11 protein-coding genes are annotated in these 11,623 nt (G+C 57.5%); 3 read left to right on the top strand and 8 right to left on the bottom strand.

From position 1 onward, the window contains the following. Nucleotides 1–3: 3 nt before the first annotated feature. From ACQUWM_RS01780 to edd, 4 genes are all read right to left on the bottom strand, one after another. Nucleotides 4–621, bottom strand: a complete 618-nt coding sequence (locus ACQUWM_RS01780) for a uracil-DNA glycosylase family protein (protein WP_428920987.1) — start codon at nucleotides 619–621, stop codon at nucleotides 4–6. Beyond that, a complete protein-coding gene (locus ACQUWM_RS01775; RefSeq protein WP_428920986.1) occupies nucleotides 618–2,138 on the bottom strand; it encodes a sensor domain-containing diguanylate cyclase in 1,521 nt (506 codons plus the stop codon). Before ACQUWM_RS01775 ends, ACQUWM_RS01780 begins: the two co-directional genes overlap by 4 nt. Nucleotides 2,139–2,292: 154 nt before the next feature. Then, nucleotides 2,293–3,258, bottom strand: a complete 966-nt coding sequence (locus ACQUWM_RS01770) for a glucokinase (RefSeq protein WP_428920985.1) — start codon at nucleotides 3,256–3,258, stop codon at nucleotides 2,293–2,295. Then, entirely contained in the window at nucleotides 3,255–5,075 is a 1,821-nt protein-coding gene (gene edd / locus ACQUWM_RS01765) for a phosphogluconate dehydratase (RefSeq protein WP_428920984.1), read from the bottom strand. Before edd ends, ACQUWM_RS01770 begins: the two co-directional genes overlap by 4 nt. A 169-nt stretch (nucleotides 5,076–5,244) precedes the next feature. Here edd and gap point away from each other — a divergent pair, with 169 nt between their 5' ends. Together gap and pyk are read left to right on the top strand one after the other, a co-directional pair. Next, entirely contained in the window at nucleotides 5,245–6,249 is a 1,005-nt protein-coding gene (gap, locus tag ACQUWM_RS01760) for a type I glyceraldehyde-3-phosphate dehydrogenase (protein WP_428920983.1), read from the top strand. A 68-nt stretch (nucleotides 6,250–6,317) separates the two neighbouring features. Further along, the gene (pyk, locus tag ACQUWM_RS01755; protein WP_428920982.1) at nucleotides 6,318–7,766 is read left to right on the top strand and encodes a pyruvate kinase; all 1,449 of its coding nucleotides are present in this window, start codon (nucleotides 6,318–6,320) and stop codon (nucleotides 7,764–7,766) included. Between the two features lie 20 nt (nucleotides 7,767–7,786). Here the strand turns inward: pyk and ACQUWM_RS01750 are convergent, their stop codons facing one another. The 4 genes from ACQUWM_RS01750 to ACQUWM_RS01735 all read right to left on the bottom strand — a co-directional run bounded on the left by ACQUWM_RS01750 (nucleotide 7,787) and on the right by ACQUWM_RS01735 (nucleotide 10,791). Then, nucleotides 7,787–8,734 (bottom strand): sodium-dependent bicarbonate transport family permease, encoded by a 948-nt coding sequence (locus ACQUWM_RS01750; RefSeq protein WP_428920981.1) that lies wholly within the window; start codon nucleotides 8,732–8,734, stop codon nucleotides 7,787–7,789. 60 nt (nucleotides 8,735–8,794) lie between these two features. Continuing rightward, on the bottom strand, nucleotides 8,795–9,157 hold the full coding sequence (locus ACQUWM_RS01745; protein ID WP_428920980.1) for a DUF7352 domain-containing protein: 363 nt from the start codon (nucleotides 9,155–9,157) through the stop codon (nucleotides 8,795–8,797). A 76-nt stretch (nucleotides 9,158–9,233) separates the two neighbouring features. Further along, complete coding sequence (locus tag ACQUWM_RS01740; protein WP_428920979.1) at nucleotides 9,234–10,151, bottom strand: LysR family transcriptional regulator; 918 nt, start codon at nucleotides 10,149–10,151, stop codon at nucleotides 9,234–9,236. Nucleotides 10,152–10,284: 133 nt separating this feature from the next. Continuing rightward, nucleotides 10,285–10,791: a hypothetical protein gene (locus ACQUWM_RS01735; protein ID WP_428920978.1), complete on the bottom strand. Its 507-nt coding sequence runs from the start codon at nucleotides 10,789–10,791 to the stop codon at nucleotides 10,285–10,287. A gap of 214 nt (nucleotides 10,792–11,005) precedes the next feature. Between ACQUWM_RS01735 and ACQUWM_RS01730 the strand changes: the two genes are divergently transcribed. Beyond that, nucleotides 11,006–11,587 carry a TetR/AcrR family transcriptional regulator gene (locus ACQUWM_RS01730; RefSeq protein ID WP_428920977.1) on the top strand — a complete coding sequence of 194 codons (582 nt, stop codon included), beginning with the start codon at nucleotides 11,006–11,008 and terminating at the stop codon, nucleotides 11,585–11,587. Nucleotides 11,588–11,623: the final 36 nt, after the last annotated feature.

Genomic DNA, 11,623 nt, shown 5'->3' with positions numbered 1-11,623 from the left:
CTTTCAGGCATTATGCGTGGAAAAAGGCCCGAGAATGTCCCCGACCCGTTGCTGCAGTGCGGGTATCACATCCTTTTCAAACCAGGGGTTCTTTCGCAGCCAGAGATTGTTGCGGGGGCTGGGATGAGGCAAAGGTAATACTTCTGGCCAGTGCTTTTCCCAGTCCTTCACATTGTCCGTCACGGATTTTCGCGGTCCAGACAAGTGCCAGGCGTGGGCATACTGCCCGATCACCAGCGTCAACTCTATGTGTTTCAGTCGTGCCAGCAACGCTTCCCGCCAGGCTGGCGCGCATTCGGGACGCGGCGGAAGATCACCCGATTTGCCGGTACCGGGGTAACAGAATCCCATGGGCAATATCGCCAGCGTACTCTCATCGTAGAAGACGTCACGACCAATCCCCATCCAGTCCCGCAGCCGGTCGCCGCTGGGATCATTGAACGGCAATCCGGTTTCATGAACCCGCCGGCCCGGCGCCTGCCCGACCACCAGTATCCGCGAGGATTCACTGAGCTGCACCACCGGTCTCGGCCCCAGTGGCAGGTGTTCCTCACAAAGGGTGCATCGACGAACCCTGGTAACCAATTCGTCAAACGACAGCGATGGGTAGAGTTCTGTCATGACACCTTCCTGGCCTTCTTGATGGCGTACATGGCCTCATCCGCCCTCGCCAATAATTTGTCCGGATCACTTTCGCCAGCGCGACTGGTCACCCCGCCCACACTTGCCCCGGCATAATCCAGGGACTGCTCCGGCAACTCGAACTGCCCCCGGGTCGCGACCCTCAGTCGGTCAAGGAACGCCTCCAGGCCAGATCGATCTTCCCCCGCCCTGGCCGCCGACAACACCACAAATTCGTCACCGCCGTAACGACTGGCCAAATCCCCCGAACGGATCACCTCCCGCAAGCGCTTTGTCATGCACTGCAAAAAGTGATCACCTGCATCATGCCCATAGTCATCGTTAATCTGCTTGAAGTTATCCAGATCGATAAAAGCAACGTAGACACTGCCGCCGTTTCGATGGGTAGCAGCCAGCATTCGTGCCAGCTCTTCCACCAGATAACGGCGATTGGCCAGCCCGGTCAGCGGGTCATGAAGGGCATACACCGAGAGTTCCTGGTTGGCACGCTCAAGCTGCTCGTAATACTCTGCCCGGTCAGCCAGCAGAGACAGGTAATTGGAACAACTGATGATGATCTGCCGGTCGTTCTCCGGTTCCGCCGGCGCCTGCTCAAGGATCAGCAGAATACCTGCCACCCGCCCCTGATCTGTCTCAACACTGACCAGCGCGGCACTGGCATCGCTCGACAATCCTGCCTCCGGAGGAAGCGTTTCCAGTGCTCCCGGCCCATCAGCACTGACAAACGGGTCAGGGTGGACATTGTCGAACAGCGCATCTGTCAGCGGGATCAAGGCATCGGTCTTTTTAACAACCTCCAACCAGGCACTATCGGCCTGAACCAGGGCGCTGACGCTCTGGCCACTTCGGACAAACGGCACCGCCCTGAACCAGCCCCCGCGTTCCTCGAGCAAGGACGCGGTGTGTATCAACGCGGAGTCAAGGGTATCCGACCGGAAACACAATTCACCGATCTCAGAAATCAGCGCCAGCGATTGCAGCTTTTTCTCGGCCTTATTGGCCCGACGGATGGAGGCCTTGGCAGCAGCGTCTCTGGCAATCTGATAGGCAATCAGCTCGGAGCAGAGTTCCAGTAGATCAAATACCTCCTGATCTACCTTCGTGGCGCGGCTACTCGCACCGCAGAGAGTGCCGTAAATGCTCCCGTCCAGGTTACTGACGGGAACAGAGAGATAGGTCTTCAGGCCCAGCTCCCGAGCAGCCTCGGAATCACCCCAGACACTCTCAACGTCCTCGGTAAAGTACAGCTTTTCGTCCATTGCGCGCTTACACAGAGTATCCAACCAGGGAATCTGCATTCCTTCCGGGAGATTGATACTTCCGGAGTTGTCCGCGAAAAGAATGACCTGAACACCTTGCGATTCATCAATCATCGTCAGGTAGGTGGATTCCAGGCCGGTAATGCGTTGCAACAGCAAAAGAATGGGACGGGTAAGTTGTTCCAGGTTTTCGGCACCCGACAATGAGCGGGCGAAATGGGTCAGTAACAATTCCATGCCGGGTAATGACTACTTGTATTGATGGCAATTTGGTACGTCTGTATCTGCCCGTACCTGTTAGCTCCAGAATAGACTCTTCCGTTGGCCACGGCCATACCCTGGACGGTCACCGGCCTTGTATGACTCGCGATCCTGGCATGGAATTATCCGCTTACACCTCCGGATTTGTCAGTGCTTCCGCTGCGCCCAGCAGACCGGTGTATGGCTCGGTCACTACAAACACCGGTGTAGCTTCCAGCAATGGTCGCATGCGCCCCTTATCCTCAAAGCCATTGCGGAACGGACTTTCCAGAAAGAAGTCGAGGAAGCGGGGCAGAATACCACCACACAGATACACCCCCCCGGTACCACCCAGGGTCAGCACCCCATTGCCGGCCACCCTGCCCAGCAGTTCACAGAAATGGCGGAGAGTATGGCGGGCCAGTGCGTCGTTATCCTCCAGCGCCGCTGCTGTGACTTTTTCCGGTGCATCCAATGCTGCGGGAACGCCCTGTATCTCAGCATGGGCCTGGTACAGATTCAGCAACCCCTGCCCACAAAGTATTCGCTCCACAGACACCCGGCCAAAACGGGCTTTCAGAATACGCAGGATTTTCATCTCGTCTTCATCGGTGGGCGCAAAGTCCACATGTCCGCCCTCGGTCATCAGCGGCACCCAACCCTCGTTGATTGGCACCAGACCGGATACCCCAAGACCGGTTCCAGGTCCTATCACCAGCCTTGCACGGCGACTGTCGCCCGGCCCGCCGCAGACATGCACAAGATGTTCTTCCGGAACGTGAGGAACGCCCAGTGCCATGGCAGTGAAATCATTGATTACCTTGAAGGTCCGCCATCGGAACTGCTTGCGGACCTCATCGGTATCAAAACACCAGTGATTGTTGGTCATTCGCACCCGCGTCCCCGTCACCGGGGACGCCACTGCAAGACAGGCCTCTCCGACCTCGGAAACCCCAACCCTGGCGAGATAATCAGTCACCGCATGGTCGAGGTTACGGTAATTACCACAGGCCAAGACTTCGATAGCCCGGGGCTGGAAACTGCCACGCTCTACCAGTGCAAAGCGCGCATTGGTACCACCGATATCGCCCACCAGGGAGTAATGTGTTGCTGTCATGCCTCGTGATTCCAGAAAAAGCTGGCGCCTTCCTCGGGGTTGTTGGCCGCACGACGCATCCAGCCAAACAGCTCCCGACCGTAGCCGTGATGATACCCGGTAAGATCTGCTTTTACAGGTTCACGGGCGGCAAATTCCTCTTGGTCCACTTCGATGGACAGCCTGCCCCTTTCGGCGTCCAGGCAGACCAGATCGCCATCCCTGACCCGGGCCAGCGGACCGCCGTCCAGTGCTTCGGGGTAGACGTGAATGGCGGCAGGTACTTTACCAGAGGCGCCGGACATGCGGCCGTCGGTCACCAGGCCGACCTTGAACCCCCGGTCCTGAAGCACGCCCAGGTATGGCGTCAGCTTGTGCAGCTCGGGCATGCCGTTGGATTTGGGCCCCTGAAAGCGGACAATCACCACGCAGTCCTTGTCGAGGCTGCCGGATTCAAACGCTGCTTTCAGGTCGTTCTGGTCGTTGAATACCACGGCGGGCGCTTCCACCATCCTCTGCTCACGCGCGACGGCAGACACTTTGATCACACCCCGGCCCAGATTACCGTCCAGCACCCTCAGCCCGCCATCCGGCGCAAACGGTTCCGCCGCGGAGCTGAGCACATCAGGCAGCAGGCTTTTTTCGGGCGCTGGCTGCCAGACCAGTTGATCGCCTTCCAGGTCCGGCATTTGGGTATAGCGATCAAGGCCACGCCCTACAACCGTTTCCACGTCGTTGTGGAGGTAGCCGGCATCCAGCAGCTCGCGAATCAGGAACGGCGTGCCGCCAGCCTCGTGGAACGCGTTTACATCTTCCTGGCCGTTGGGGTAAATGCGGGTCATCGATGGCACAACGGAAGACAGCTCCGCGTAATCGTTCCAGTCGATGATAATGCCCGCTGCCCGTGCAATGGCGATCCAGTGAATCGTATGGTTGGTGGAGCCACCGGTCACCAGCAGTGCAACGAGGGCATTTACAATGCTCTTCTCGTCAACCATGTCGCCCAGACCAAGCTCGCCGCCGTGGGGCTTGGACAGTTTAATGACCTGCTCCGTAGCGGCACGGGTGAGCCGGTCACGCAGTGGTGTATTCGGATTAACAAAGGCCGCGCCCGGCAAATGCAGCCCCATCACTTCCACCAGAAGCTGGTTGCTGTTGGCGGTTCCGTAGAAGGTGCAGGTGCCCGGGCTGTGGTAGGACTTGCTCTCGGCCTCCAGCAACTCGTCCTTGCCCACCTTGCCTTCCGCATACAGCTGGCGAATCCGCTGCTTCTCCTTATTGGGGAGCCCTGACGGCATCGGGCCGGCGGGCACCAGAATGGTCGGCAGGTAGCCAAAGCTCAGGGAGCCGATCAGCAGGCCCGGCACAATCTTGTCACAAATACCCAGTAGCACCGTGGCATCAAACATATTGTGACTCAGGGCCACCGCTGTACTCATGGCGATAGTATCCCGGGAAAACAGGCTCAGTTCCATACCCGGCTGCCCCTGCGTAACCCCATCACACATGGCGGGTGTGCCGCCGGCAACCTGGGCAACCGACCCCATACCCCGGGCCGCTTCACGAATCACATCCGGGAACTTTTCATAGGGCTGATGGGCCGAAAGCATATCGTTGTAGGCAGAAACCATGGCCACATTCGCCTTGTTCATAAACTTCAGGGTGTCTTTGTCCCCCTGACTGCAGGCGGCGAAACCATGGGCCAGGTTACCGCAGGAGAGAGAGCTCCGGTGCGGCGACTGGGCCTTGAGTTCGTTCATGCGGTTGAGATAGTCCTGCCGGCTGGCACGGCTGCGCTCAATGATTCTCTGTGTAACCTTGTCAACGGTCGGATGCATGGTGGGCTCCGTAGCAAATATTATTAATATCGTCACTTTTAGACGTAATTTTACTTTCTTTATTGGATGATTTCATCCATTAATCGTTCATTTCTTCTCTTTTTGTTGTTATATTTACTACATCGCAATCGGAAATCGAACAAAAAATAACCACAAGAGGAGTCAGAGAATGACTATTCGCATCGCAATCAACGGTTTTGGTCGCATAGGCCGCAATGTCCTTCGCGCCCTTTATGAAAACAACTACCGGGATCAGATTCAGGTCGTTGCCATCAACGATCTGGGCGACGCTGAAACCAACGCACACCTGCTCAAGTATGACAGCGTTCATGGCCGTTTTGACGGTGTGGTCAACCATGACGCAGAGTCGCTGACTGTTAACGGTGATCGCATCGCTATTACCGCCATCCGCAACCCCGAAGAGTTGCCATGGAAGGATTTCCATATTGACGTGGTCCTCGAGTGCACCGGGCTCTTCACCAAACGTTCCCAGGCCCAGGCACATTTAACGGCGGGCGCTCGCAAGGTGATCATTTCGGCGCCCTCGCCCGATGCCGATGCCACCGTGGTTTACGGCGTTAACCACGACAGCCTGACTGCAAGCCACGACATTATCTCCAACGCCTCCTGCACCACCAACTGCCTGGCACCGGTGGCAGAGGCGCTCCACAAGGCTGTCGGTATCGAAAGCGGTCTGATGACAACCATCCACTCCTACACCAATGACCAGAAACTGAGCGATGTATACCACTCCGACCTTTACCGGGCCCGCTCGGCAACCCAGTCGATGATCCCCACCAAGACCGGCGCGGCCGCTGCCATCGGCAAGGTTATTCCCGAGCTTAACGGAAAACTGGACGGGCTCGCGGTCAGGGTGCCCACCATCAACGTTTCGCTGGTCGACTTCGGCTTCATTGCTAACCGGGAAACCTCCGTTGAAGAAATCAATGAAGCGGTCAGGGTGGCAGCGCAGGATAGCCCGATTCTGGGTTACAACACCGAAAAACTGGTCAGCGTGGACTTCAACCATAGTGCGCTTTCCAGTGTTTTTGATGCCAACCACACACGGGTACTCGGCCGTCACGTGAAAGTCATGGCCTGGTACGACAATGAGTGGGGTTTTTCGAACAGAATGCTGGATAATGCCATCGCCCTGATCAAAGCCGGCCAGTAAAGTTGGTCGGCTGGCGAACATCCGCTAGCCTATTCGGAATGCCTCCCATCAACCAAAGGACAACAAACATGCTCAGGCGTACCAAGATCGTCGCCACCCTCGGCCCCGCAACCGACTCCCCGGAATCCCTCGCCGCCATTATTGAAGCGGGCGTTGACGTAACCCGGCTTAATTTCTCTCACGGCAGCGCCGAAGAACACATTAATCGCGCTCGCCGCGTCCGTGAAACGGCAGCCAGCCAGAATCGCTTCGTGGCGCTTCTGGCGGACCTTCAGGGTCCCAAGCTGCGTATCGCCCGCTTTACAGAGAACAAGGTCACCCTGAAGGCAGGCCAAACGTTTATCCTCGACGCCGCAATGGACAAAGAAGCCGGCACCGAAGAGCGTGTGGGTATCGATTACGAGCAACTCATTGAGGACGTGGAACCTGGCGACATCCTGGTTCTGGATGACGGCCGCATCGAGATGGAAGTGACCTCGGTAGACGCCACCAGCATTACCTCCAAAGTCCTTATTGGCGGCCCCCTGTCCAACAACAAGGGCCTGAACAAGCGTGGCGGCGGCCTCTCCGCCGACGCGCTGACAGAAAAGGACAAACAGGACATCGTGACGGCGGCCCGCCTGGGCGCGGATTACGTGGCGGTGTCTTTCGTTCGAACCGCTGAAGACATGCACATCGCCCGCCGGCTACTGAAGGAAGCCGGTTCCGATGCGGGACTGGTCGCCAAGATTGAGCGCGCGGAACTGGCCCACGACGTGGAAGCCCTGGATGCGGTGATTGAAGCCTCCGATGCCGTGATGGTTGCCCGTGGTGACCTGGCGGTAGAGATTGGCGACGCCGAACTCGTGGGTGTACAAAAACACATTATCTCCCGCGCCAGGGTACTGGACCGCGCCGTAATCACCGCCACCCAGATGATGGAGTCGATGATTACCAACCCCATGCCCACGCGGGCCGAGGTTTCAGACGTGGCCAACGCCGTCATGGACTACACCGATGCGGTGATGCTGTCCGCGGAGACCGCCGTAGGCGACTACCCGGTAGAGGCAGTGGAAGCCATGGTGCGCATCTGTCTCGGCGCTGAAAAGCAGCCCTCCATGCACCAGTCGAAGCACCGGATTCACGAGAGCATGGAGCAAGTGGACGAAGCCATTGCGCTGTCCGCCATGTACGCAGCCAACCACCTGGATGGTGTGTCAGCGATCATCTGTATGACGGAAACCGGCGCCACGCCACGACTGATGTCCCGCATCAAATCGAGCCTGCCGATTTTCGCCTTTTCCCGTCACCACTCCACCCAGCACCGGGTTGCGTTGTTCCGGGGCGTTCAGACCGTTCCGTTCGACTCCGCCAAGATCCCCAACGAACGCACCAACGCGCTGGCGATCTCCGAGCTGATCAGCCGGAATGTGGTCAAGGAAGGCGACCTGGTGGTGATGACCAAGGGCGATTACGTGAACGCCCAGGGTGGAACCAACACCATGAAGATTGTCCGGGTTGGTTCCGACATTCGCTGAGTTTCCCAAGGCCGGGTTGTTCACGTTGTCAGAAATTCCAGGAAGTAACTGTACAATCCGATACCAATCAATACGTTGAACGGGAAAGTCACGCCTAACGAGGCCAACATTGCCAGCCCGATGTCGGCCTCGGGAATAGCGTGCCGTACGGCCACCGGGGCCGCAATGTAAGAAGCACTGGCAGTAAGGGCCCCAAGGATTACGATGGAGCCCGGCTCCAGCCCCAGCCATAGGCCGGTTGCCAGCCCCGGCAGGGACAAAAGCGGCGGCATGCATAGCGCAAAGGCAATCAGCCGCCAGTGTCGGACTTGAATCTTACGCAGGGTTTCGGCCGCTACCAGCCCCATCTCCAGCAGGAACAGTGAGAGCACCAGAGAGAAGGCGCCTGTCAGCGGAGCGGTGACGCCGTCCCCTTTGTCGGGCCCGTAGAGGATGCCTATAACCACACCGCCAACCAGCAATACCACACTTCGGTTGGTCAACGTTTCCTGCCACAGAGGCGTTCCCGCACTGGTGGACTGGGCAGCTCCCTGGGTATAACGACGGTATAACCAAAGGCCGGTCAGAATCGCAGGCAGCTCCAGTAACACAAGATACAGTGTAACCTGCCCTCCAGTGGCCAACCCCCGGGACTCCACCCAGGCCAGAGCAACTGCAAAGGTACCCGCGCTAACGGATCCATAGTGGGCACAAAAGCTGGCGGCATCCGCCACGTTTAAACGAACCAGATGCCGCAACATTGGAAATAGCACCAGGGGAATGGCAAAGCCCAACGCCATGATCGCCAGGACTTCCGTTACCAGCCCCCAGTGCAGGTTGCCGTGCAGGGCCATCCCTCCTTTCAGGCCAATGGTCAGCATCAACAGCAGACTGAGAATATCGTAGGCGGCCTTGGGAATCGTCAGGTCCGATCGCAGGGTCCCGGCAATCACGCCGAGCAGGAAGAACATCACGATGATGTCAGGCATTTCTATAGAACTCCGCTAAAACAAAGGGCCCCGCAGGGCCCTCTCTAAAATCCGAATAATCTATGCAGACCCCGCCTGCTGATAGGATGGCCGGAACAGTACAGGGCTTGCCTTCTGGTTCGCTGCAAGAGCTGAATCATTTGTGGCCTCGGCCACCTCAAAAACATGGTAGGCCTCAGGGCCAAACGGGTCGAGTGCAGTATCCAGGTACTGATAACTGCCCGGTACCGGGTCGCCCGAATACACCACCAAAAATTGCCGCTCGACCACCGGTATATCGACGTTCAGCGGCTGTTCCACCCAGAGGTAAACACCTTTCTGAGGTACGACGTACTCGCAGCGAACCACACGATACCCCTTTCGGAGTTTCAGAGTATTGGGTTCTTTTCCGCACTCAAGACGAAACTTGTGAATCGTTTTCATGGCCGCTTCTCCTTCTGTGGGACACGATGCCATCATCCACAATCAATCGATCGAAAGGAACATAGTTTTTTCTGGTTTATTGTTCGGTTTTTTCGATCTTATCATCCAGCTCCGGTCGCTCTCTCAGAAGTTCCGCCACAGCCGCGTTGTGACTACCCCGGGCACGCGTAACTGCATACAAGGTATCCCTCACCTCCTGAATACTGGCGACGTGAACCACCCGGTACTGCCGACAGACCTCTTCACTGATGGCGGTGGGTGCCGCGAAATACCCCAGCCCCTCACGGCCAAATACCTTTATCAACGCACTGTCATCGACCTCGGCCACCACTTTCACCCGGATATTCTGGCTCGAGAACCAGTTCATCAGTGCGCTGATATAGGGGGCATCGAGAGAGGTTGCCAGGAATGGCTGCCGGTCAAGGCTCGCGGGAAAATCAGCCGACAGTCTGGCAGCCAGTTCCGGGGCAGCGAACAGCGACATGGAAGAACTCGCCAGACGATGACTACGAAAATGGCCCGCCTCCGCAGACGCCGGCTGCCGGTCAGTCAGTACGATGTCCAGCTCCCGCTGGCCAAGACGCTTCAACAGCTCGGTGGTATCTCCGGTACGGCAGCTCAGCCGAACCTCTCGGGAAAGAGACAGGGCGGGTTCAGTCAAATGATAAGCAATCAACTTGTGAATAGACGCGGCAATACCGACGGACAGGCTCAGGGGTCTGTTCTCCGGCGGCTGCCGAAGCACATCCGTCAGCGCCTGGGCGGTCTGGAACATCTCGTCTGCGTAACTGAATACGGTTTGCCCGAATTCCGTCAGCTGCAACGATCGATTGGCACGACGAAACAGTGCATTGCCCAAAGCGGATTCGAATGTGGCCAACTGACCACTAAGGGTCTGGGGAGTCAGCCCGAGGTTATCTGCCGCACGAGCAATGGACCCATCGCGGGCAATCACCCAGAAATAATAGAGGTGGCGAAAGTTCAGGTTATCCATCTCCAACATTACTCACATTCTGAGAAGCAATGCCTATCCTGCCTGAAAAACCTGAACTTACGCTACTGGCCGTACCGAATCACCGTTCGGAAATCACATCATTTATGGCAAACGGTACAGCCGAGAGCGACCGTTAGAGCATGCCGCCGCTGCCAGAACCTTTCACTGATCCCTCAACGCTGCTCTGCATTTCACCCTTGGCGCCTTCGGAAACAGACGTTCCCATCTGCTGATTGGATTCAGCCCGGATCTCGGCATTTCCGGCTCCTTTCATGCGTTCCTTTGCCTGCTGGCGCTTTTCGCCCGCCTTCTCGGCACCTGCCTTCGCAGAACCAGTGGCAGTACTGCGGACCTTCTGGCCAGTTTCAACACCCGCACTTACGGCCTGGTCGGCGCTCTCGCGAGCCTGGCTACTAACCGCCTTCCCCTTTTTACTGGCTTCATCTCGCATCGCTTTTCCGTCAGCACCACCTTCCGCCTTGACCGATGCGCCACCCTTGGCGGAAACGCCATTCTGCGCGCTGGCCTCAGCACTCATGTTGGTCCTGGCCTCTGCACTGGCATTGGCTGAACCTTCTTGAGCCAGAGCCCCGGTGGACAGGATGGAACAGATTGCGATGGTCAGTACATGCTTTTTCATAGGTACGTTCTCCTTTTTACCTTTCCTGGTTGGTATGCATTAAGGAGAACGGCCGGCGAAAGGTTTTTGTTCCAAAAAATAGTGAATCGGTGAAAATTAGCGGTATGACTCCGACTTGTGCATCCGACTCTTGGTGGTGCCCCCAATTGGCCCCATCGTGCCGGGTCTGCTTTCCTGCTAGACTAAACGATCATTCAGTCATCAAGCTGTCACCATGCGCTACTCAGTCAGCCACAAAGCCGAAATACGCGAAAAACTGATTGCCGCCGCCGGCGCCCTCAGCAAGAAGGAGGGTTTCGGCACCACTGGCGTCGACGCCCTGATGGCCACTGTCGGCCTCACTGGCGGTGCCTTCTATGGCCACTTCAAGAACAAGGGGGAGTTGCTGGAGGCCATAGTCGACAATGAGATGCGCTTGACCCGTGCTCAGTTTCTCAACGACGGGTCAAGCCCGACCCCACTACGGAACAGGCTGCAACGCTACCTGAGCCGCAGCCACGTGACCCACCCTGAGCAGGGCTGTCCGTTGCCCTCGCTAAGCAGCGAAGTCGCCCGTGCGAACGCCAGCGTAAAGGCAACCTATGAACGCCACCTTGAAGAGCTGGTAACCAACCTCAGCGACGCTATGCCAACTCCCGATCCGGACCGAGCCTGGGCGATACTGGCCATGGCGGTAGGCGGTATCACCCTGGCAAGAGCGCAGAACAACCCGGCACTGCAGGAACAGGTATTAAATGCCTGTGTAGAGCAGGCCATGGTCATTGCCGACAATAATGGCCCGAATTGCACTGATTAGCACGCCCTAACCATCGCACTGTTACAGGACAGGACT

This window comes from Marinobacter sp. DUT-3, from assembly GCF_050379435.1.
GTDB lineage: Bacteria > Pseudomonadota > Gammaproteobacteria > Pseudomonadales > Oleiphilaceae > Marinobacter.
This window is presented reverse-complemented; position numbering and strand designations above follow the sequence as displayed.

Bases quoted from the DNA above. Each gene is read 5' to 3' on its own strand.
- ACQUWM_RS01775 (WP_428920986.1), bottom strand. From the start codon at position 2,138: ATGGAATTGTTACTGACCCATTTCGCCCGCTCATTGTCGGGTGCCGAA.
- edd (WP_428920984.1), bottom strand. From the start codon at position 5,075: ATGCATCCGACCGTTGACAAGGTTACACAGAGAATCATTGAGCGCAGC.
- pyk (WP_428920982.1), top strand. From the start codon at position 6,318: ATGCTCAGGCGTACCAAGATCGTCGCCACCCTCGGCCCCGCAACCGAC.
- ACQUWM_RS01745 (WP_428920980.1), bottom strand. From the start codon at position 9,157: ATGAAAACGATTCACAAGTTTCGTCTTGAGTGCGGAAAAGAACCCAAT.
- ACQUWM_RS01730 (WP_428920977.1), top strand. From the start codon at position 11,006: ATGCGCTACTCAGTCAGCCACAAAGCCGAAATACGCGAAAAACTGATT.
- gap (WP_428920983.1), top strand. From the start codon at position 5,245: ATGACTATTCGCATCGCAATCAACGGTTTTGGTCGCATAGGCCGCAAT.
- ACQUWM_RS01780 (WP_428920987.1), bottom strand. From the start codon at position 621: ATGACAGAACTCTACCCATCGCTGTCGTTTGACGAATTGGTTACCAGG.
- ACQUWM_RS01770 (WP_428920985.1), bottom strand. From the start codon at position 3,258: ATGACAGCAACACATTACTCCCTGGTGGGCGATATCGGTGGTACCAAT.
- ACQUWM_RS01735 (WP_428920978.1), bottom strand. From the start codon at position 10,791: ATGAAAAAGCATGTACTGACCATCGCAATCTGTTCCATCCTGTCCACC.
- ACQUWM_RS01740 (WP_428920979.1), bottom strand. From the start codon at position 10,151: ATGGATAACCTGAACTTTCGCCACCTCTATTATTTCTGGGTGATTGCC.
- ACQUWM_RS01750 (WP_428920981.1), bottom strand. From the start codon at position 8,734: ATGCCTGACATCATCGTGATGTTCTTCCTGCTCGGCGTGATTGCCGGG.